This window comes from Pleomorphomonas oryzae DSM 16300 (assembly GCF_000422965.1).
Lineage (GTDB): Bacteria > Pseudomonadota > Alphaproteobacteria > Rhizobiales > Pleomorphomonadaceae > Pleomorphomonas > Pleomorphomonas oryzae.
Genome location: NZ_AUHB01000008.1, coordinates 197,850 through 219,512, shown reverse-complemented (window position 1 = coordinate 219,512; position 21,663 = coordinate 197,850). Strand labels below are relative to the sequence as shown.

General features: G+C 59.7%; 17 protein-coding genes. 16 read left to right on the top strand and 1 reads right to left on the bottom strand.

Annotated features, from left to right (window positions below):
- The first annotated feature begins 94 nt into the window (after positions 1-94).
- The 7 genes from G522_RS0115035 (at position 95) to G522_RS0115005 (ending at position 8,779) form a co-directional block, all read left to right on the top strand.
- Positions 95-574 (top strand): RpiB/LacA/LacB family sugar-phosphate isomerase, encoded by a 480-nt coding sequence (locus tag G522_RS0115035; protein WP_026791756.1) that lies wholly within the window; start codon positions 95-97, stop codon positions 572-574.
- Between the two features lie 401 nt (positions 575-975).
- Positions 976-1,515, top strand: a complete 540-nt coding sequence (locus G522_RS27035) for an NADH-quinone oxidoreductase subunit NuoE family protein (protein WP_051228661.1) — start codon at positions 976-978, stop codon at positions 1,513-1,515.
- Positions 1,516-1,577: 62 nt separating this feature from the next.
- Positions 1,578-3,212, top strand: a complete 1,635-nt coding sequence (locus tag G522_RS0115025) for a NuoF family protein (RefSeq protein ID WP_245586673.1) — start codon at positions 1,578-1,580, stop codon at positions 3,210-3,212.
- 26 nt (positions 3,213-3,238) lie between these two features.
- Positions 3,239-4,993: an NADH-dependent [FeFe] hydrogenase, group A6 gene (locus G522_RS0115020; protein ID WP_210162930.1), complete on the top strand. Its 1,755-nt coding sequence runs from the start codon at positions 3,239-3,241 to the stop codon at positions 4,991-4,993.
- A gap of 869 nt (positions 4,994-5,862) precedes the next feature.
- Positions 5,863-6,858 (top strand): dihydroxyacetone kinase subunit DhaK, encoded by a 996-nt coding sequence (locus tag G522_RS0115015; protein WP_026791753.1) that lies wholly within the window; start codon positions 5,863-5,865, stop codon positions 6,856-6,858.
- Between the two features lie 14 nt (positions 6,859-6,872).
- On the top strand, positions 6,873-7,511 hold the full coding sequence (dhaL, locus tag G522_RS0115010; protein ID WP_026791752.1) for a dihydroxyacetone kinase subunit DhaL: 639 nt from the start codon (positions 6,873-6,875) through the stop codon (positions 7,509-7,511).
- Between the two features lie 152 nt (positions 7,512-7,663).
- On the top strand, positions 7,664-8,779 hold the full coding sequence (locus tag G522_RS0115005) for an alcohol dehydrogenase catalytic domain-containing protein (protein WP_036839430.1): 1,116 nt from the start codon (positions 7,664-7,666) through the stop codon (positions 8,777-8,779).
- 112 nt (positions 8,780-8,891) lie between these two features.
- Here the strand turns inward: G522_RS0115005 and G522_RS0115000 are convergent, their stop codons facing one another.
- Positions 8,892-9,728: a DeoR/GlpR family DNA-binding transcription regulator gene (locus G522_RS0115000; RefSeq protein WP_051228660.1), complete on the bottom strand. Its 837-nt coding sequence runs from the start codon at positions 9,726-9,728 to the stop codon at positions 8,892-8,894.
- Positions 9,729-10,114: 386 nt separating this feature from the next.
- Here G522_RS0115000 and tal point away from each other — a divergent pair, with 386 nt between their 5' ends.
- The 9 genes from tal (at position 10,115) to G522_RS0114955 (ending at position 21,161) form a co-directional block, all read left to right on the top strand.
- The gene (tal, locus tag G522_RS0114995) at positions 10,115-11,074 is read left to right on the top strand and encodes a transaldolase (RefSeq protein ID WP_026791749.1); all 960 of its coding nucleotides are present in this window, start codon (positions 10,115-10,117) and stop codon (positions 11,072-11,074) included.
- Positions 11,075-11,641: 567 nt separating this feature from the next.
- Positions 11,642-13,120, top strand: coding sequence for a sugar ABC transporter ATP-binding protein (locus G522_RS0114990; protein WP_026791748.1), 1,479 nt, complete (start codon positions 11,642-11,644; stop codon positions 13,118-13,120).
- Positions 13,121-13,164: 44 nt separating this feature from the next.
- Entirely contained in the window at positions 13,165-14,157 is a 993-nt protein-coding gene (locus G522_RS0114985; RefSeq protein ID WP_026791747.1) for an ABC transporter permease, read from the top strand.
- A gap of 85 nt (positions 14,158-14,242) precedes the next feature.
- Positions 14,243-15,232 (top strand): substrate-binding domain-containing protein, encoded by a 990-nt coding sequence (locus G522_RS0114980; protein WP_026791746.1) that lies wholly within the window; start codon positions 14,243-14,245, stop codon positions 15,230-15,232.
- Between the two features lie 75 nt (positions 15,233-15,307).
- A complete protein-coding gene (locus G522_RS0114975; protein ID WP_026791745.1) occupies positions 15,308-16,078 on the top strand; it encodes an SDR family oxidoreductase in 771 nt (256 codons plus the stop codon).
- A gap of 742 nt (positions 16,079-16,820) precedes the next feature.
- The gene (locus G522_RS0114970; protein WP_245586672.1) at positions 16,821-17,501 is read left to right on the top strand and encodes a DUF2291 family protein; all 681 of its coding nucleotides are present in this window, start codon (positions 16,821-16,823) and stop codon (positions 17,499-17,501) included.
- A gap of 16 nt (positions 17,502-17,517) precedes the next feature.
- Positions 17,518-19,047, top strand: a complete 1,530-nt coding sequence (locus tag G522_RS0114965) for a sugar ABC transporter ATP-binding protein (RefSeq protein WP_026791743.1) — start codon at positions 17,518-17,520, stop codon at positions 19,045-19,047.
- Between the two features lie 24 nt (positions 19,048-19,071).
- Entirely contained in the window at positions 19,072-20,112 is a 1,041-nt protein-coding gene (locus tag G522_RS0114960; RefSeq protein ID WP_026791742.1) for an ABC transporter permease, read from the top strand.
- A 101-nt stretch (positions 20,113-20,213) separates the two neighbouring features.
- Positions 20,214-21,161, top strand: a complete 948-nt coding sequence (locus G522_RS0114955; RefSeq protein WP_026791741.1) for a D-ribose ABC transporter substrate-binding protein — start codon at positions 20,214-20,216, stop codon at positions 21,159-21,161.
- Positions 21,162-21,663: the final 502 nt, after the last annotated feature.

Sequence of the window (21,663 nt, the reverse complement as noted above, 5' to 3'; positions counted from 1 at the left end):
GAGAGACGGAAACGTTCAGGTTCGCACCCGACCAGCGGAGGCCATTAGCCCCGGCGAGCGAAAACGGGCGCCAACATGCGGAGAGGAAAGCATGATCAAGGTGGCGGTGGCCGGTGATAGTGCCGGAGAAGGGCTGGCCCATGTGCTGGCCGAACATCTCAAGACGCGCTTCGAAGTGTTCGAAGTGTCGCGTAACGGCAAAGTCGCCGACCCCTTTTATGCCAATCTCGCCGACCGCGTGGCAACCGGGGTGCTGGATGGGACTTACGATCGGGCCATCCTCATTTGCGGAACGGGTATTGGTGTTTGCATCAGCGCCAATAAGGTTCGTGGCATTCGCGCCGCCCTCACGCACGACGTGTATTCCGCGCAACGAGCCGCGCTTTCCAACGACGCACAGATCATCACCTTGGGCGCACGCGTCGTGGGCGTCGAGCACGCCAAGCTGATTGCCGACACCTTCCTGGCTCTCACCGGAAAATTCGATCCAAATGGGCCGTCCGGCGGGAACGTAAGGGCCATTGAAGACGTGGACAGGAAATACGCCGCGAATCTCGGCGAAAGCGAAGCCTGAAAGCGGCGGGATTCGCGCCAGCTTGTTGCATCAAATCCATCGACGAAGTGACTGGAGGCGGCCGCTGGGCCCCTCTAGCGCTTTCGCGTTCAATCATGAAATAGAACGAAAGAGCTATAGTAACGTTTCGAATCGAATACCGATTTCATCTTATAGGGGACTATACTTCTTGATGCGCGGTCGACGATGTGAAAGCCTCATCAAGAGTTAAAGCGAACGACATGGTCCTAGTGCCTGATGGCTCCGAAAACATGACAGTAAGATCTTAATATTCGGGTCGGCTTGAAGGCAGATCGATTGGAACGACTCCCCGTTGATTGACGGCATGCACTGAGGCTGGGTTGTCGCCTGACGGCTAAATCGATTGAAACTATAACAGAAGCTGCACGGACGAAAAAAAGATGAGTGACGAAACTGCGGTAGACGAAATCGAGGTCGAAGAGGCCCCGGAGGACGAAATCATCGTTCTGGCTCAGAAGTGGAAAAAGAAGAAAGGCAGCCTCATCATGGCGCTGCACGAGCTTCAGGGACGTCTTGGCTATGTGCCACGGGAGTCCGCCATGAAGCTTGGCCGCGAGATGGGCGTTCCGCTGGCCAACATCTACGAAGTACTGACGTTTTATAACTACTTTAAGCTGGAAAGCCCGGGGAAATACATCATTTCGGTGTGCACCGGCACGGCCTGCCATATCAAGGGCTCGCCGAAGCTGTTGCATGGCGTTGAAGCTGAGCTCGGGATCAAGGAAGGCGAAAGCACGCCTGACGGCGAATATCACCTTCAAGGGGTGCGTTGCCTCGGCTGTTGCGGTCTCGCGCCGCTCGCTTCGGTCAACGGCAAGGTCTACGGCAAACAGGACGTCACTGACGCCCATGGACTGCTCGAGCACGTCAAGCACGACCAGCCGATGCACGTTGCCGCCGAGTCCGCCGACGCCGAATAGGCCGACGAAACCGAACAATTCCAGACACAAGTGGGACCGTTATGAAGCCGGAAGAGCTTGAAGTGAAAGCTGCCGCCGAGCTTGCCAAACAGCAAGCGATGGAAGTGCGCCTGGTCTGCTGCTCGAGCACGGGCTGCCAGTCATCCGGCGCGGCGGATATCGTCGCGCGTATCAAGGCCGACATCGCCGAGAGAGGGCTGGACGGCAAAGTCCAGGTTGGCGGTACGGGCTGCATGGGCCTGTGCAGCAAAGGACCGTTGGTGCGCATGACCTGCAAGGCGCACGAGGATATCCTGTTCAGCGAGATGACACCCGATCTCGCAACGCGCCTCGTCGAAGACGTGGTCGCTCCGATCGCCAGTGGCGGCAAGGTTGATGATCCGGTTGGGCCGCTCGGCGCCCACGTCGTCGATCTGCATGCCGCCTTCTTCGCCATGCAGGAGCGTGTCGTGCTCTCCAACAATGGCCACGCCGACCCGGAAAAGCTCGCCGATTATCTGGTCCATGGCGGCTACCAAGGCCTTAGGAAGGCCTTGACCATGTCGGCGGAGGAAATCTGCAAGGAAATGCTGGCCTCCGGCCTGCGCGGCCGCGGCGGCGCGGGCTATCCGACCGGCCTCAAGTGGGATTTCGCCCGCCGCGTCGAGTCCGACGTCAAATACGTCATCTGCAACGGCGACGAGGGCGATCCCGGCGCCTTCATGGATCGCTCGGTGCTGGAAGGCGACCCACATGCGGTGATCGAGGGCATGATGATCGCCGCGCGCGCCATGAACGCCACCAATGGCGTATTCTATATTCGCGCCGAATATCCGCTCGCCGTCGACCGCATCGAGAAGGCCATACGTCAGGCCCGTCAGGCCGGCCTCGTCGGTCGCAACATCCTGAACTCGGGATGGAGCTTCGATTTCGACGTCCGCCTGGGCGCCGGCGCCTTCGTCTGCGGTGAGGAAACCGCCCTGATCGCCTCGGTCGAGGGCAAGCGCGGTACGCCGCGTCCGCGCCCGCCGTTCCCCTCGGTCAAGGGGCTGTGGGACAAGCCGAGCTGCGTCAACAACGTCGAAACGCTTGCCAACGTGCCGCGCATCCTGCTCAAGGGCGCCGACTGGTTCGCCGCCAAGGGAACGGAGAAGTCGAAGGGCACCAAGGTATTCGCGCTGACCGGCAAGATCGCCCACAACGGCCTCGTCGAGGTCCCCATGGGCATCACCATCCGCGAGATCGTCGAGACGATCGGCGGCGGCACCGGCACCGATCGCAAGGTGAAGGGCGTGCAGACCGGCGGTCCGTCGGGCGGGATGATCCCGGAAAGCCAGTTCGATACGCCGATCTCCTACGAGCATCTGCAACAGCTGGGCTCGATGATGGGATCTGGCGGCCTGATCGTCATCGACGATCAGGATAGCGTCGTCGAACTCGCCCGCTTCTATCTCGATTTCTGCGTCGACGAATCCTGCGGCAAGTGCGCGCCCTGCCGCATCGGCGGCACGCAGATGCTGCATCTTCTCGACAAGATCGTTGCCGGAGACGGCACTGAGGAGGACATCGCGAACATCAGGATGATCGCTCAAGCCATGCAGAGGGGTTCGCTTTGCGCGCTCGGACAAACGGCTCCGAACCCGGTGCTGTCGGCGCTCAAGCACTTCACGTCGGAGTTCACCGAACGCCTCAAGAAGCCCGTGGCTGCCGAAGCCTGATTTCCCGAGATCGAGAAGTGGTCGAAATGACAAATATGATCAATGCAACGATTAACGGCGTGCCTGTGGAGGTCGCCCCGGGAACCACCATCCTGGATGCGGCGCGCAAGGTTCACGTGAAGATTCCGACGCTCTGCAAGCATCCGGATCTCGAGGCGACCGGCGCCTGCGGCATCTGCATCGTCAAGGTGAAGAACACCGGCAAGATGCTGCGCTCGTGCTGCACGCCGCTTGACGAGGGCATGGATATTCTGACGGAGACGCCGGAAATCGTCGAGGTGCGGCGCGGTATCCTGGAGTTGACGCTGTCTCGTCACCCGAACGAATGCCTGACCTGCCTGCGCAATCAGAACTGCGAGCTGCAAGCGCTCGCTGCCGACTTCGGCATGAATGCCTCAGATCTGCCGAACATCGTTCCCGACCTGCCGCTTGACACCTCCACCAGGAGTATCGTCCTTGACCCGCGCAAGTGCGTATTGTGCGGTCGCTGCATCACCGTCTGCCAGCAGCATCAGAACGTCTGGGCGCTGAGCTTCCTCAATCGCGGTTTCAAGACCCGTATCGCGGCAGCCGGCGATATTCCGTTGGCGGATTCGCCCTGCGTGCGGTGCGGTCAATGCTCTGCCCATTGTCCGACCGGCGCCATCGTCGAGTATGACGAAACCGTCGATGTCTGGAACAAGCTGCAGGATCCGGACGCCTATTGCGTGGTTCAGATCGCTCCGGCGGTGCGTGTTGCCGTGGGCGAAGCTTTCGGCTTCCCCATTGGCGCCAACCTGACCGGTAAGATCTACGCCTCGTTGCGCCGGATGGGCTTCAAGGCGGTATTCGACACCAACTTCGGCGCCGACCTGACGATCATCGAGGAAGCCTCCGAGTTCAAAAGTCGGTTGCTCGAAGGAACGGGTGCACTGCCGTTGATCACCAGCTGCTGCCCGGGCTGGGTTGATTTCATGGAGAAGTTCCATGGCGACATGATCGACCATTTCTCCAGCTGCAAGTCGCCGCACGAGATGGTCGGAGCCCTGTCGAAGACCTATTACGCTGAGAAGATGGGCATCGATCCAGCCAAGGTTTTCGTGGTGTCGGTCATGCCCTGCACGGCCAAGAAGTCCGAGATCATCCGTTCCAAGGAGATGAGTTCTTCGGGCTATCAGGACGTGGACGTGTCGCTGACCACGCGTGAGTTCGCGCGCATGATCAAGCAGTCGGGCATTGATTTCGTGGAGATCCCCGAGGAGCAGCCGGATCATATGCTCGGCGCCTACACAGGAGCCGGTACGATTTTCGGTGCCACCGGCGGTGTCATGGAAGCCGCTCTCCGCACGGCGCATTACTACGTCACCGGCCAGGATGCTCCGCGCGTTGACTTCGAGATGACCCGCGGCCTCAAGGGCGTCAAGGAAGGCAAGATCACCGTCGCCGGCAAGGAGATCCGCGTCGCCGTGGCGCATGGTCTCGCCAATGTCGAGCAGGTGATCGACAAGGTGAGGGCCGCTCGTGAGGCCGGCGAGGAGTTGCCCTATCACTTTATCGAAGTGATGGCCTGCGCCGGTGGTTGCGTTGGCGGTGGTGGACAGCCTTATGGCGCCACCAACGAACTTCGTACCAAGCGGGCGGCCGGACTCTACCAGGAAGACCAAGCGGGCCTCTGGCGCTGTTCGCACCACAATCCCTACATCAAGGAACTCTATGCCGAGTTTCTAGGTGAGATCGGCGGTCACAAGGCTCACGACCTCCTGCATACCGGCTATCAGGTGCTGCCGGAATACAAGCGCTGATATCTCGTGCTTGACGTCGGGCGGCCGTGCAGTGGCAATCTGCGCGGCCGCCCGATGCGTTCTGCGGCCGTCTCTGCCGATGACCTTGTGGGCTGTCGAAAGGGCTCGCAAGTGGGTTTATGGCGCAACCGATGTGAAGCTATGTTACGACTGCGCCGAATGCTCGCATACCATTTGGGTTGATATCCAAGTCGCAGCGAGTTGAGGCCTCGCATGTTTTCAAAAAAGCGCCTCGAGTTCCTTTTCGAATGCCGACGATAGAAAATATGCCCGTCTAAATTTTTAAGTTTTGGTGTAAAAAACTTCAATGTGAACCGGCGCATCGATATTTATTACTTTATATGGAATTCAGTAAATTCAAATTTTACTTCTACTGGGTCATTAATAATAGAATATTTTAGCACGAAGGCAAAAAATACGCCTGCGCTGCGTTGAGCAAATGACCGCTCGCTGATCCGATGCTCACAAATATGGCCGGTGTTTTTGACCAGCTTTGACCATGGTCTCAGCTTGAGATGAGGGATTGAACGAGAATCGCACACAAACAGGCCTATATATGTGATATTTGGGATTTTTGTATCATTATTTGTGTCGTTTTTGCCCGTAAGAACGCGAACAAACGCTCATTCGTGTTGACATCCGGCCGGGCCAAGCGTAGCGTCCCATCAAACAATAAACGCAGCATTGAAGGTTGCGATAGGGAAGGAATTGGGTCGCTAGGTCCACGCAAGTAGACGTGCCAGCGGACGGTTTGCCAAGTTTGAAGGATGACGACTGCCCTCGCCAGAGGCGTTGGCAGTAACGGGTGAGGTGTGTCCAGCTTGGCGGCCGGATTGATAAAAATAACGGACTTAGGGTGGAGACAACCGATGAATAGAATATTCAATGACCCTGATCGCATGGTCGAAGACGCCGTGAGCGGCTATGTCAAGGCGCATCGCGATCTGGTGTCAGCGACAGCAAACCCGCGCGTGATCAAGGTCAATTCGGCCCCGAAGGCCGGTAAGGTCGGCGTAGTAACCGGAGGCGGCTCCGGTCATGAGCCGGCTTTTCTTGGTTATGTCGGCGAGGGCATGGTTGATGCGGTGGCGATCGGGGAGATCTTCTCTTCCCCCACGGCCCAAGCCTTCCATGACGCCTTCAAGGCCTGTGATGGCGGTGCTGGTATTGCCTGCCTCTATGGCAATTATGCTGGCGACAACATGAACGTGAAAATGGCCATCAAGATGGCCGCCAAGGAGGGCATCACCGTCAAGACCGTGGTGGCCAACGACGACGTCGCGTCGGCGCCCAAGGACGAGCTGGCCAAGCGCCGGGGCGTTGCCGGTGAGATTCTGATGTGGAAGGTCGGCGCGGCGCGCGCTGCCGAAGGCGGCAGCCTCGATGAGGTTATCGCCGCTGCGCAGAAGGCCATCGATAACACTCGCTCGATCGGTATCGGTCTCAGCCCTTGTACGCTGGTCGCGGTTGGACATCCCAACTTCCAGATCAAGGATGGCGAGATGGAGGTCGGCATCGGCCATCACGGTGAGCCGGGCGTATCGGTCATGAAGACCAAGCCGGCGGCCGAGATGGCCGACATGATGGTGGATTACGTGCTGCCCGACCTGCCTTTCGCAGCAGGTGACAAGGTTGCTGTTCTGCTGTCCGGCCTTGGTGCCACGCCGGTCATGGAACTCTACATTCTCTATGATCGAATCGCCGACCTGCTCGGGCAGAAGAAGATCGAGATCAAGCATAACTTTGTCGGCAACTACTTCACCTCTCTCGAGATGATGGGCGCGACTCTCACCGTCATGCGTCTCGACGACGAACTCGATCGGCTGCTGGCTCGTCCTGCCCGGTCAATCGGTCTTGTGAAGTGAGCGGGGGACCTGTCATGACCCTTCCCGTCAACGCGGCCGGATTTCTGGTGACAGATCTCGTCAAGGCGATCGTCGCTCAGCGCGACCACCTTAGCGAGATCGATGGCGCCATCGGCGATGGCGATCACGGCGTCAACATGGCCAAGGGGTTCAACCTCTGCGCTCAAGCGCTCGGCTCGCCGACACCTGGCCTGAAAGAGAGCTTCGGCATCCTCGGCAACACGTTGATGGCCGGCATCGGTGGCTCGATGGGGCCGCTCTACGGCACGTTCTTCAATGAGATGGCCGACTCCCTCGATGGAGCCACCGAGCTCGACGCCACCGCCTTCGGTCGGATGATCCGCGCCGGTCTCGACGGTGTGCTCGACATCGGCGGCGCCAAGCCGGGTGACAAGACGTTGCTCGACACCCTGGTGCCGGCGGTGGAGGCCTTCGAAGCGGCCACCTCAGCCGGCAAGCCCTATCGGACGGCTCTCAACGACATGACCGAGGCCGCACGCAAGGGGCGGGATTCAACGGTTGCCATGATTGCCAAGGTGGGGCGGGCGAGCCGTCTCGGTGAGCGTTCGCGCGGCGTCTTGGATGCCGGTTCGGCATCCTGCTGCATTATTCTGGAGACCATGGCCGCCAGCGTCGCCTCGAAACTCAACTGACCGGAGCAGCCGCCGATCCAAGGCCCCTTGTGCGAGGACGACCATGGCCAACACGTCACGGTCAGGGGCTGTCTGCGACTGACAACGTACCAAGCTGGCGGGCGTTTTCATCGGTCATGATGTGGCGCCGCCGAACTCTCAGGGAGGAAGAAATGAACTTCGTGAAAAATGCCCGCTCCATCTCGCTTGGTGACCTGCCGGCCAAGATGGATGCTGTCGTTGCCTACGCGCCCGGCGACTTCCGCTTCACCCAGGTCGATGTGCCGCGGGCCGGTCCGGACGAGATCATCATCAAGGTCGAGGGCTGTGGTATCTGCGCCGGCGACATCAAGAGCTATGACGGCGCACCTTCCTTCTGGGGCGACAAGGATCAGCCCGCCTACATCAAGGCGCCGATGATTCCCGGCCACGAGTTCGTCGGCATCGCCGTCGAGCTGGGTGAAAATGTCGCCGCTGAGGGCAAGTACAAGCTGGGTGACCGGCTGATCTCGGAACAGATCGTTCCGTGCGGCCATTGTCGCTTCTGCCAGCGCGGTGAGTACTGGATGTGCGAGAAGCATGACGTCTACGGTTTCCAGACCAACGTCAACGGCGCCATGGCCGCCTATATGCGCTTCCCCAAGGAGTCGCGGACCCATAAGGTTCCCAACAACCTGCCGCTGGAGAAGGCTGTTCTTATCGAGCCCTATGCCTGCTCGGCGCACGCGGTCAACCGGGGCAATGTCCAGTTCGATGATGTCGTCGTGTTGTCGGGTGCCGGTACGCTGGGTCTCGGCATGGTTGGCGCCCTAAGGCTGAAGAATCCGAAGAAGCTGATTGTTCTCGACGGCAAGGAAGATCGGCTCGAGCTTGCCAAGAAGTTCGGCGCCGACATGGTGCTCAATCCGTTCAAGGAAGATGTCGACAAGATCGTCAAGGATCTGACCGACGGCTATGGCTGCGATGTCTACATCGAGGCCACCGGTCACCCGTCCAGCGTCCTGCAGGGTCTCAAGATGATCCGTAAGCTCGGTCGCTTCGTCGAGTTCAGCGTTTTCAGCCACGACGTGACTTGCGACTGGTCGATCATTTCCGATCGTAAGGAGCTGGATGTGCTCGGAGCTCACTTGAGCCCCTACGTCTATCCGTTCGTCATCGACGCCATCGCCGATGGCCGTCTGCCGACCGAGGGCGTGGTGACTCACAAGCTACCGCTTAAGGATTATGACGACGGCTTCAAGATGATGAAGAAGGGCGACAAGTCCCTCAAGATCATGCTGATCCCCTGATCGAAGGCGTGCGTGGGTGGCGTAGCCGCCCACGCACCAATAGCCGCCGCGGTGTCGCGCCGAGGAACGTTTCCCGACACGGCGTTTGTGGGCATACCAAACCGTTGGCCGGTCAATCAACCGGAGCGGCGTCCACGATGCGCAGCTGCACGTTGCTCTTGCGCAGCAGTTCGGCCTCAGCCGGCGGAATGCCGGAATCGGTGATCACCGTGTCGAACTCGGTGAGACCCGCCAGGCGGATCAGCGCCGTGATGCCGAACTTGGAGCTGTCGACGAGCAGAACACGGCGGTCGACGGCCTCCATCAACGCTCGCTTGGTCCGGACCACATCTTCTTGCTGGTGGTAGGCAACGGCACCGAGAATAGTCGAAGTCGACATGAACAAGGTGTTGGCCCTGAGCGTCGAAACGGTCTTCTCGCAGAGATAGCCAAAGAAGGCATTGAAGCGGGAGTTGTAGTGCCCACCGAGGCAAATGGTTTCGATGCCGTGCGCCTCCTTCAGCATGTCGATCACCGTAAGGCTATTGGTGATGACTGTCAGCGGCTTGCAGCCGACGATCAGCGGTGCCATGCGGGACACGGTGGTGGAGTCGTCGAGAATGATGGCCTGTCCGGGCTCAACCATCTCGATGGCGGCACGGGCAATGGCCTCCTTTTCGGCATCGGCGAGACGCGACCGGTAGAGGATGGTGCTTTCGACAAGGCTTGAAGAATGCACGGTCACGCCACCGTGGACGCGTCGAACGATGCCTTGTTCCTCAAGTATCTTTAGGTCGCGGTGAACGGTCATTCGGCTGACGCCGAAGTGGTTCGCCAATTCGTCCACCTGGGCGGAGCCGACAGGCAGAAGATATTCGAGAAGCGCTTTGCGCCGCCCTTCCGGTCCGGACGACGGCTTCACGCCTCGGCGTCGGTCTTGTTCGATATCCACGGTCGTAACGTTCCTCATCGGGGAATCCGTACCGGTGTTAGCACAATCCGGCGAAAATTATAGCACCTTGTCGTTACAACGCCCGCTGCTTTAGGTGGATGCCGACCCTGCTCAAGGGGTGATTGTGGGCGCGCGAAGCGGGGCCGCAGAAGCATTCTGGCTCCCGGACGGTCATGTGAGATCATCGGCTTAAGCTTGCAACCGACTTCGCAATTATCCGGAGGGGGTGTGAGCCCGAACGTGTTATCGTATCATTACAACTACATATATGATACATAAATAACATAATTGTGTTATATTTTCTTGACTCGAGCCAGTTGCATGCTACGTTCAGCCCATCGTTTCCAACAAAGCGCGCGCTGGCGACCCCTTCGCCAGCAGCAGCCTGAACGAAGGTAACCGCCATGACCGATAAACTCGCCGGACTCGCCCGTCACACGGTGATCGTTGCCGATACGGGTGACATTGCCCAGATCAAGGCCGTGCGGGCGCAGGATTGCACCACCAATCCCAGCCTCATTCTCAAGGCGGCCAGCAAGCCCGAATACGCCGCACTGATGGACGATGCCGTGGCTTATGCCGTGGCGCGCGAACGCGGTGGGGAGGCTCGCCTCGAGCTGGCGCTCGACAAGCTGGCAGTCAATTTCGGCGCCGAACTCTCCCGCATCGTGCCAGGCTATGTGTCGACCGAAGTGGACGCTCGTCTTTCCTTCGACACGGCGCGTACGGTAAAGCGCGCCGAGCGTCTGATTGCCATTTATCGTGAAGCCGGTGTCGATCCGTCGCGCATTCTGATCAAGATTGCCGCGACTTGGGAAGGGGTCAAGGCGGCGGCCGAACTCAAGGAAAAAGGCATTGCCTGCAATCTGACGCTGATCTTCGCCAAGGCTCAGGCGGCCCTTTGCGGCGCCGCAGGTGTCTTCCTGATTTCTCCCTTCGTCGGACGCATTACCGACTGGTACAAGGCTCACGGAACAGTCGTTACTTCGGCCGCTGATGATCCCGGCGTCCGCTCCGTGCGTGAGATCTACGACTACTTCCAAGCCTTTGGCTACAAGACGGTGGTGATGGGGGCTTCCTTCCGCAACACCGACCAGATCCTCGGCCTGGCTGGCTGCGATCGGCTGACCATCAGTCCTAATCTGCTGGAGGAACTGCGGGCCGCCGAAGGCCCGGTAGAGCGGCAGCTTGGCGCGACTCCGCCTTCGCGCGATATCCGTCCGCTTAATCTCGACGAGACGAGTTTCCGTTGGCAGCTCAACGAAGATGCCATGGCGACAGAAAAACTGGCCGAAGGCATTCGCCAGTTTGGCAAGGACACCGAAACCCTGTGTGGGCTGCTGCGCGCTAAGTTGCCTGCCTGACTCTGCCTCGGGTTGTCCCGCGCCGGTTATCCGCGCGCGGGACAAGGGCGACATTGCTCGATGTTACATTTGAAGCGAAATCCCGGCTCGACTTAGGGGAGGGCTGCGATCGGCGAGTTATGCGTTCCGGCTGGCCCCGAGTGTCGGGAAAGATGTTGTTTTTCGCAGCTGAGTGACCTTCTCCTATCCCGGGGTCGCTATTCCAACTGCGGCGCCGGATGTTGTTTGGTTGGTTCCTTACCGCCAGATGAAGCAATTTTCACGAAAATTTGGTAGAATGAAAACAAATACTATTGACACACGTGTTACACACGTCATAGTCTTTGATCAAAATAACAACAATCATGTATGGGTACGGTGAGGAGCGTCCGAGCATTTGGCGGGAGGAAGGCCGCTTATAGGCTGCCATTGGCGTTTGTCCGTGGTGGTCGTGCGAAGAGTTTTGCCTCCTGGATGGGGTGAACGTCAGAACGCCATCACCGACCGGTCAGTTTCTTGTGCCGAGTTACGCTCGGGTCATGGCCAGAGGTGCGCCACGGAGGGGTGAGCGCATTCGGGAGGAAACACGTGGAACTTCTTCTTGAGGTCGAGGGGCTGAAAAAGTCCTTCGGCGGCGTGGCAGCTTTGTCTGATGGGCGGCTCGAGCTGCGCGCCGGGTCGGTCCACGCGCTATGCGGCGGCAATGGCGCCGGTAAGTCGACATTTCTGAAGATTCTGATGGGGATCTACAAACGCGACGGCGGCGTCATTCGGCGCCGGGGTGCCGAAGTGGACTATGCCAGCCCTGCCGAAGCGCTGGCGGCCGGTATCGCCATCATCGAGCAGGAACTCAGCCCAATTCCCCATATGACCGTGGCCGAGAACATTTACCTCGGCCGGGAGCCTTCGCGCCGGTTCGGAGGCATCGATTTCAATTCGATGAATCGGGCGGCTCAGGCTCTTCTAGACGAGCTCGAGTTCAATATCCGCGCCACACAGCGAATGATCGATCTGACGGTCGCCGAAATGCAGCTGGTCGAGATTGCCAAGGCGCTCAGCCATGATGCGGAGGTGATCTTCATGGACGAGCCGACCTCGGCGATCGGCGAGCGGGAGGCGCAGCGCCTGTTTTCCGCCATCCGCCGTCTGCAAGCGCTGGGCCGCGGCGTCGTCTATGTCTCACACAGGCTGTCGGAGATCTTCGAGATCGCCGACACCTATACCGCCTTCCGGGACGGGGCCTTTGTTGGTAGCGGCCTGCTGGCCGAGGTCAATCGCCAGGACCTGATCCGGATGATCGTCGGACGCGAACTGTCAGAAGAATATGTAAAGACCAATACGCCGGGTGACGACGTCGGTATCGAGGTTGAAGGCCTCTGCCGATCCGATGCCTTCGAGGCGATTTCCTTCTCTGCCCATAAGGGCGAGATCTTCGGCATCTACGGCCTGATGGGATCGGGACGGACCGAGATTTTCGAATGTCTGTTCGGCCTGGAGAAGGCGTCCGCCGGAGCAATCTTCATCGACGGTGAGTCGGTCACGATCAACAAGCCAACCGATGCCATGGCGCTCGGCGTGGCCCTGGTAACAGAAGATCGCAAGTCGACGGGGCTCAATCTGCTCGATTCCGTCAGGGCCAACATCTGCATGGCCAGCCTGCCGGAGCTCAGCCCGCTGTTTGTCATGAACCGCGCCGGCGAAGTGGATGCCAGCCGGCGGATGCGGGCCGATTTCCAGATCAAGGCGGCTCGCGACACCATGCCAGTGTCCGGATTGTCAGGGGGCAATCAGCAGAAGGTTGTGCTCGGCAAGTGGTTTCTGCGCAATCCCAGGATCTTGCTTCTGGACGAGCCGACGCGCGGCGTCGACGTCGGCGCCAAGCGGGAAATCTATCGCATCATGTGCGATTTCGCCAACGCGGGCGGCACGGTGGTGATGGTGTCGTCGGAGATCGACGAAGTCTTGGGCATGGCCGATCGGATCATGGTGATGCGGAACGGCAAGAGCGTCGGCACCTTTGACCGCCGCGAAACGAACGCTCAGGCGCTCGTCAATCTGTCGACCTGAACAGTTCGCGGAGCTTGTTGCCGCAGGAGGAGAGAACGGTGTCAATGAGCGAAACTCGATCCAGATGGTTCACCGCCGAGCGGCGGCGGACCCTCATTCAGGAATACGGCATCTTCCTCGCTTTCCTGATTCTTGCTGCGATCCTCTCGGTATCGAACGAGTTCTTCCTGACGCCTGGCAATATTTCGAACGTGCTGCTTCAGACGTCGATCAACGGTGTGCTGGCCGTCGGTATGACATTCGTCATCTTGACAGGCGGCATCGATCTGTCGGTCGGTTCGGTCGTGGCGCTTGCCGGCATCGTCAGTGCCAGCTTTGCGACAACGTCTTCGACCGCTGCGATTTACGGTGCGCCTTATCCCGTCATAATAGCCCTGGCGGTCGGCGTTGCGGTGGGTGTCGCGTGTGGCGCGCTATCGGGCCTCATCGTGTCCTATTTCTCGGTCCCGGCTTTCGTCACCACGCTCGGCATGCTGTCGGCGGCCCGTGGCTTGACGCTGATCTACGGAGGCGGCCGGCCCGTGCCGGCATTGACGCCCGAATTCCGCTGGATCGGCACCGGTCACGTGCTGGGTATTCCCGCCCCGGTGATCATCTTGGCAATCGTCTTCGGGCTCGCCTGGTGGACCCTCACTCGAACCCGCTTCGGTCGCTACATTTACGCCGTCGGTGGCAACGCGCATGCGGCCAAAACCTCGGGCATCGACGTCGTGCGCATTCGCTTCGTCGTCTACGTCATCTCGGCGGGTCTCGCCGGCCTCGCCGGCATGCTGCTCAGCGCCCGCACCGGTTCGGCTCTGCCCCAGGCCGGCATTGCCTACGAACTCGATGCCATCGCCGCGGTGGTTATCGGCGGCACCAGTCTGTCCGGCGGCATCGGCCGCATTACCGGAACGCTCATCGGCGCCCTGATCATCGGCGTCATGAACAACGGCCTCGATCTGATGGGGATCCAATCCTACTACCAGCAGGTGCTGAAGGGCGCGCTGATCGTCGGAGCCGTCATGTTGGACCAGAAGAGAAGCTACGGCGCCTAGCTCTTTCGGGAGAGGACGGCGGCTCGTTCGGCCGTCCGTCGCGTGGTGTGGATTGGCGTCACAACAAAAAAGTGGAGGAAACGTCATGAAAAAACTAGCGCTTGCTCTCATTGCGGCAACCGCCCTTCTGGCCGTCCCGGCCTCGGCGCAGACGAAGCTCAAGATCGGCGCCGCCCCCTACGGTCTCAACGCCGAGTTCATGCAGATCTGGTCGGCTGCGCTGCAGCAGCACCCAGCCGTCAAGAATGGTGATGTCGAACTGACGGTCTTCGACGGCCGTTACGACGCCTTGGTCCAGAACGATCAGTTCAAGACCATGGTCACCCAGAAGTTCGATGCCATCATCTTCGTACCGATCGACATCGATGCCGGTGCGACGGGCGTGCAGACCGCTCATGACGCCGGCATTCCGGTGATCGGCTCCAACACGCGCGTCAACTCTGATCTGCTGTCCGCCTATGTCGGGTCCGACGATCGGATCTCCGGCTACATGGAAGCCAAGATCGTCCTCGACAAGATCGGCTGCAAAGGCAACGTCGTGATCATCGAAGGCCCGATCGGCCAGTCGGCGCAGATCCAGCGGCTCGAAGGCAACAAGAAGGCGCTCGCCGAGTGTCCAAACGTCAAGGTGCTCGAGGACCAGACCGCCAACTGGTCACGCGCCGAAGCGCAGAAGCTGATGGAGAACTGGCTTACCGCCCACCCGGGTCAGATCCAGGGCGTCATCGGCCAGAACGACGAGATGGCGCTCGGAGCCATCGAAGCGATCAAGGCGGCCGGCAACGACGTCAAGTCTTACGCCATTGCCGGCATCGATGGCATCACCGACGGCCTGCGCGCTGCCAAGGCCGGTGAGATGACATCGATCCTGCAGGACGCCACCGCCCAGGCCCAGGGCGCCATGGACCTCGCTATCTTCTATGCCAAGAAGGGCGACTATAAGCCCGAATCCGAAATTTGGACGAAATACGGCAAGGACATGCCGTGGAACGATGGCAAGGACAAGGAATACAACGTTCCCTGGACGCCCGTGACTGCCGAGAACGTCGACGCGCTGCTGGCAACGCGCAAGTAATTTGAGAATTTAGCTTGAACAGACCAACGACGGGAGGGGCGGGCCGCCGCCCCTCACCTTGAATCGAGGACAGTCATGACCGAGTCCAGCAACATTGATCTTAGCTTCTCTCTGACCGGTAAGGTTGCGCTTGTCACCGGCAGTGGCTCTGGCATTGGCAGCGCCATCGCCTCTGCCTTCGCCGCCAAGGGAGCAACGGTCGGTGTCATCGACATCAATGAAAAGATTGCCAAGGCCAAGGCCGATACGCTCGGCAATGGTGCGAAGGCCTTCGTCTGCGATGTTTCCAATCCAGAGTCCGCCGAACAGGTGATCGTCGCCGCCGAGAAGGCGTTCGGACATATCGACATCATGGTCAACAGCGCCGGCATCGTTCAGCTCGCCCCGGCCGAGGAACTGCCGCGCGACTATTGGCAGCAGACCATTGCAGTCAACCTGTCCGGCACCTTCTATATGTCGCAGGCTGCCGGCAAGGCGATGATCAAGGCCGGTCGCGGTGGCAAGATCATCAACATGGCCTCGCAGGCCGGTACGGTGGCCATCGACCAGCATGTGTCCTATTGCGCGTCGAAGTTCGGCGTCATCGGCCTCAGCAAGGTCCTGGCTGCCGAGTGGGGCAAGTACGGCATCAACGTCAATACGCTGTCGCCGACCGTCGTCCTCACCGATCTGGGCAAGAAGGCCTGGGATAATCCCAAGGGCGAAGCGCTCAAGACGCGCATTCCCATTGGGCGTTTTGCCCTGCCCGAGGAGGTTGCCGCCGCCGCCGTGTTTCTCGCTTCCAGCGGCGCCGACATGATCACCGGTGCCGACCTGCTGATCGATGGCGGCTACACCATCGTCTGAATTTCGACCGCCGCTCGACGGAACGGGTTGTTCCATCGGGGCAGGCAACGCGATACCTGACCGCCTGGGCGATTGGGGCTCATTTGCAACGGTCCGATCGGCGCTTCAGTGCGCCACCGGGCCGTTGTTCATGTCCAGGCGCTGGAGCTTATCACTGCGAGTCGTCGTCACGTGCGGCTGTTTCCTCACGACGGCACCACGCCAAAACGAGGTCCGGTGATGCAGACTATCGTTGCAGCGATCCGGCCAGGACAGGCCTCTTGACCGGTCGGCACTGGGCAAGGGATGTTGTTACGTTTCATGATGCATCGGTGCGAGGGAAAGCGGCCGTCGGCCGACTCCATCAAGTCACGAGGCCGAACTTCCATCATACCATTGTTTAAAATGCATTATTTCTCGGATTGGGCGAACCCGGAAGCCTTTCCCGCCAAGCGTGCGATATGCGATTTATCGCACTGGTTCACCCTAAAAGAACATGTTTGTGGTATAAAATAAACATATGTCATTGACATCCATGTTACGCTTGCCGTATGGTTTGATCAAAATAACAACAGATCACACGCTCGGTGGCGAGGATAGTCCGAGGCGCGTCGACTGGGAGGAAATCAAGACATTCCAATTGCGAAGCCGATGGTCGGCATCGTGATCGAGAGGGCATGTCTCGGCTGCCGGAATGGTGCCGGCAAATGCGCCGCTTCCAACCAGCCCTAGTGTGATCGTTAACGCTCGGGGTTCTTAGGCGATGATCAACAAGGCGTATGCGTCAATCATGGAGATGAAGACGGGCGGTGCCTCGCCGTCCGGACGGCCGAAGTGGCGTCGCTTTGCGCTGCTCGGCGGCGTCGTTGTTGTCATTCTGGCCATCGCACTGGACACCAAGGTCGTGCGGATAGGCTCGTCGGAGGATTTGCGTCAGGCCGCCTTCTCGGCAGCCGTATATGGCACCAAGGCCTTTCCTGAGATCAAGGCGGCGATCGAGGCGCGCGCCGTCGAAGCGGCGACCCTGCAACAGGCCATTCTTGCCAACAAGAATGAAGCGGTTTCGAAATACGGCATTGCCGGCGGTTCGGGACCGGTGTTCTCCGTGAAATTTGTCGGTGTCGCCGGCGAGCGCCAAGCTTCCGGACTTTATGAAGTCACGGTTGCCGATTTGCCGGATGTGAAGATCCGCATCCAGACCGGCCCCGCCATCAACGGCACGGAACTGCGGGATGCGACCGGCACCGTCAACTTCGGGCAGTTCACCAATCAGATCGAGTACCAGAACGCCGGCTCTGCCCTCAACAACGAGATGAAGAAGACGGTTCTTTCTGCGGTCGATACCAGCGCGCTGGCTGGCAAGAAAGTGAACGTGGTCGGAGCGTTTCGGTTGATCAATCCCAAGAGCTGGCTGGTGACGCCGGTGCGCCTGGAGGTCCAATAAAGTGGACACATCCGTCATCCCCGTTGCCGAGCCGGAAACGTCTGAAATTGTTCTGAGCGCGCGCAACGTTGCCAAGATATTCGGCAGCATTCAGGCGCTCAAGGGCGTCAACTTCGATGTTCGGAGCGGTCAGGTTACCGCCCTGTTCGGCGAAAATGGTGCGGGCAAGTCGACGCTGATGAAGATCCTGTCGGGTGTCTACAAGCCGACCTCCGGCACGATCATTCTTGATGGCAACCCGATCGAATTTGACTCCTCGACCGATGCGCGCAACCACGGCATTTCCATCATCCACCAGGAACTCAGCCTCGCGCCGAACATGACGGTGCGTGACAATATCTTCATGGGCCGCGAAATCCGCACCATGAAGGGTGTGGACTTTGCCGAGGAAGAGCGGCAGTGCCGTCTGCTGCTCACCGAACTCGAGGAAAACATCGATCCGCGAACCAAGGTCGAAGACCTTCGCCTCGGCCAGCAGCAGATCGTCGAGATTGCCCGTGCGCTATCGGTCAATAGCCGCATCCTCATCATGGATGAGCCGACCTCCGCGCTTTCGGCTTCCGAAGTGGAAGTTCTGTTCAAGGTGATCCGCGACCTGAAGGCGAAGGGGGTGTCGATCGTCTACATTTCCCATCATCTCGAGGAAGCGCTGCAGATCACCGATCACGCCGTGGTTCTGCGCGACGGCAACATGACGGCCTACGCTCCGCGCGAGGATATCGATCTCGAGTGGATCGTCCGTCACATGGTTGGCGAGCATTTCAATCTCGGATCTCCACCGACGGGCTATCCGTTCGGTGACGTCGTGCTCAAGGTCGATGAGGTCACGGTGGCGGATGCGACCGGCAATCAGAAGCTGGTCGACGAACTGTCGCTTGATGTCCGTGCCGGAGAGATCGTCTGCATCTACGGCCTGATGGGGGCGGGGCGTACCGAACTGCTCGAATGCCTGGCTGGGCGACTTGTTGCTCGGCATGGCAGGGTCGAACTCAACGGCCGCGACATCACCCGCACCAGCATCGCCGAACGGATCGCCGAGGGCCTGGTGCTGGTCCCCGAGGACCGTCAACGCGATGGTTTGGTGCAAACCATGACCATCGGCCAAAATCTCTCGCTCGCCAACCTGCGGCGTCTCGTTAGGGGGCTGTTCACGTCCAAGCGGCTTGAACGCGAGCATGTCGACAACGCCATTCGCCGCACCACAGTCAAGGCGGGCTCGCCCGATCACCTGATTGGTTCGCTGTCCGGCGGCAACCAGCAGAAGGTGGTCATCGGCAAGATGTGGTCGACCAACCCGAAGGCCATCCTGCTCGACGAACCGAGCCGTGGCATCGACATCGGCGCTAAGGCAGAGGTTTTCCGCCTGCTTGCCGAGGGTGCTCGCGAGGGACTTGCCGTTCTCTACACGACTTCGGAAGTCGGCGAATGCCTGAGCGTCGCTCATCGCATCATCGTCATGCACAAGGGCAAGATCTCGGCCGAGTTCGGCTCAGACGTGACCAAAGCACGAATTATGGCGGCTTCGGGTGAAGCCGTTGTCCACTAGAGTCCAGTGAGCAGGACAACGTTGATGTCTAGCACAGATGTTTCAAAAATGAACCCGACCGCTGCCAAGCCGAAGATCAACATAGCCAACCTTCTCATCGAAGGCCGTGCTTTTGGCGCTCTTCTGGTTATCATCATCTTCTTCTCGCTGATGTCGCCGAACTATTTGACGATCAGCAATCTACTCATCATGTCGTCGCATGTGGCGATCTATGGCATTCTGGCCATCGGCATGCTCCTGGTGATCCTGACCGGCGGCATCGATCTGTCGGTCGGCTCGGTGCTCGGCCTTGCCGGCATCATCGCCGGCTTCCTGATGCAGGGCGTCACCTTCAACGCGTTTGGCGTCATTCTCTATCCACCCGTTTGGGCCGTGACGCTGATGACGCTGGCCTTCGGCGCCTTCCTTGGCTCGATCACCGGTGTTCTTGTCGCTTATCTGCGTGTTCCGTCCTTCGTCGCCACGCTGGGCATCCTCTATGTCGCCCGCGGCATAGCACTGCTGATCACCAACGGCCTCACCTACAACAACCTCGGTGGCAACGAGACCTACGGCAACACCGGGTTCGACTGGCTGGGCTTCAACCGTCTGTTCGGTATTCCGGTCAGCGTGATCATCCTCGCTTTGCTGGCCGCCATCTTCGGTATCATTCTGGCCCGCAGCGCCTTCGGCCGCTGGATCTACGCCACCGGCGGCAATCAGCGCGCCGCCGAGCTGTCAGGCGTGCCGGTCCCGTTTGTTCACATCTGCGTCTACGCCCTCTCCGGAATGCTGTCGTCGGTGGCTGGACTGGTTCTGTCATCGCAGCTGACCTCAGCCGGTCCGACCGCCGGTTTCACCTACGAGATGATTGCCATCGCGGCGGTGGTGATTGGTGGCGCTTCGCTGAATGGCGGTCGTGGCAACGTGCGCGGGACCATGCTTGGCGCCTTCGTCATCGGCTTCCTGTCGGATGGTCTGGTGATCATCGGCGTCTCTGCCTACTGGCAGACCGTATTCACCGGTGCGGTCATCGTGCTCGCCGTGTTGCTCAATAGTCTTCAGTACGGTGGCAAACGTCTCTGACCACCGTCCTTACGCTCTTCTCTGCTCCAGGCCGGAGGAAAATGCCTGGGCGGAAAGCTTCGTTGCCTGTCTGGCGCGAAAAACAACCTAGGGAGTGAAACATGCCTAAAGCCTTCCGCCGCGTGCTCTTGGCCGCCGCTGCCGCAGCCCCTCTGATGAGTGGCTACGCCTACGCCGACGGCCTCATCTCCGTTATCGTCACTGACCCGGCCAACCCCTACTGGTTCACCGAAGGTGAAGTGGCCAAGGCGACCGCCGAGAAGCTCGGCTACACCGCCAACGTCGCCGCGCACAAGGGCGATACCAACACCGAGAGCACGCTGATCGACACCGCCATCACCAACAAGTCGGTGGCCATCATCCTCGACCCGGCCAATGCCGACGGTTCGGTGGGCGCCGTCAAGAAGGCAATCGCTGCCAACATTCCGGTGTTCCTGGTGAACGCCGAGATCAACCAGGAAGGTCTCGCCAAGGCACAGTTGGTCTCCAACAACGCCCAGGGCGCGGCCATTGGTGCCCAGCAGTGGGTGCAGATGGTTGGCGAGAAGGGTAATTACGTCGAGCTTTTCGGCAACCCGGCCGATAACAACGCCGCCACCCGGTCCAACGGTTACGAAACCGTGCTGACCCAATACCCCGACCTCGTCAAGGCCGGCCGTGAAGTGGCCAACTGGGATCGCGCCCAGGGCTACAAGAAGATGCAGTCGCTGCTGCAGGCCCACCCCGACATCATCGGCGTGATCTCCGGCAACGACGAGATGGCGCTCGGCGCGGTCGCGGCCCTCAAGGAAGCCGGCAAGCTCGACAAGGTGAAGGTGGGCGGTTTCGACGGTTCGCCTGACGCCGTCGCCGCCATCAAGGCTGGTGAACTGCAGTACACCGTCCTTCAGCCGGTGGCTGTCTTCTCGCAGAAGGCCGTCGAGCAGGCGGACAAGTTCATCAAGACTGGCAAGACCGGCGCCGACACCGAAAAGCAGCTCTATGACTGCATCCTGATCACCAAGGACAACGTCGACAAGATGACCTCGCCCTTCGTGTTCTCCGAGTAACGACTGAACTGACCTCCGGTCGAGTGCGCGGAGATACGTCGCCACTTGGCCGGAGGGCCCTCCAACGAGAAGCCATGTTTTTCGGGTCGTCCGGCTCCGTCGGCCTTTGCTCCCCCGAAGGAAGCGGCGGAGCCGGAGACGGCCAAACCGACGCCGGTCACACTGCTGAGGTGTGCAGTGTGTGATGCAGGCCCGGAAACCAGGGCGTATGCCCGCATCGCCTTGGTGATGCGGGCCTTTTTATTGTTGGATGACTTCGATGAAGCGACCGTCAATAGGCTGGCCAATGGCGAGTGGCCGGGTGCTGATTGTTTGAGGGCCACCAACCAATCGAGGCGCTTGACCTGATGGGTAGGGACTCAAAGCCCCGATTGGCAATCGACGTCTTCCATTGTCAAACATAACAAGCGCACATATCGTCATCACGTTAGAATTATATCAATATTCATGGTGATATTATCGTCTGTGAAGTGACAGCCCTTGGCCGACTCCCGTCAGAAGG

What these genes read in the sequence shown, in the direction of transcription:
- G522_RS27035 (WP_051228661.1), top strand. Translation starts at nt 976, where the DNA reads ATGAGTGACGAAACTGCGGTAGACGAAATCGAGGTCGAAGAGGCCCCG.
- G522_RS0115020 (WP_210162930.1), top strand. Translation starts at nt 3,239, where the DNA reads ATGACAAATATGATCAATGCAACGATTAACGGCGTGCCTGTGGAGGTC.
- G522_RS0115015 (WP_026791753.1), top strand. Translation starts at nt 5,863, where the DNA reads ATGAATAGAATATTCAATGACCCTGATCGCATGGTCGAAGACGCCGTG.
- dhaL (WP_026791752.1), top strand. Translation starts at nt 6,873, where the DNA reads ATGACCCTTCCCGTCAACGCGGCCGGATTTCTGGTGACAGATCTCGTC.
- G522_RS0115005 (WP_036839430.1), top strand. Translation starts at nt 7,664, where the DNA reads ATGAACTTCGTGAAAAATGCCCGCTCCATCTCGCTTGGTGACCTGCCG.
- G522_RS0115000 (WP_051228660.1), bottom strand. Translation starts at nt 9,728, where the DNA reads ATGAGGAACGTTACGACCGTGGATATCGAACAAGACCGACGCCGAGGC.
- tal (WP_026791749.1), top strand. Translation starts at nt 10,115, where the DNA reads ATGACCGATAAACTCGCCGGACTCGCCCGTCACACGGTGATCGTTGCC.
- G522_RS0114985 (WP_026791747.1), top strand. Translation starts at nt 13,165, where the DNA reads ATGAGCGAAACTCGATCCAGATGGTTCACCGCCGAGCGGCGGCGGACC.
- G522_RS0114980 (WP_026791746.1), top strand. Translation starts at nt 14,243, where the DNA reads ATGAAAAAACTAGCGCTTGCTCTCATTGCGGCAACCGCCCTTCTGGCC.
- G522_RS0114975 (WP_026791745.1), top strand. Translation starts at nt 15,308, where the DNA reads ATGACCGAGTCCAGCAACATTGATCTTAGCTTCTCTCTGACCGGTAAG.
- G522_RS0114970 (WP_245586672.1), top strand. Translation starts at nt 16,821, where the DNA reads ATGATCAACAAGGCGTATGCGTCAATCATGGAGATGAAGACGGGCGGT.
- G522_RS0114960 (WP_026791742.1), top strand. Translation starts at nt 19,072, where the DNA reads ATGTCTAGCACAGATGTTTCAAAAATGAACCCGACCGCTGCCAAGCCG.
- G522_RS0114955 (WP_026791741.1), top strand. Translation starts at nt 20,214, where the DNA reads ATGCCTAAAGCCTTCCGCCGCGTGCTCTTGGCCGCCGCTGCCGCAGCC.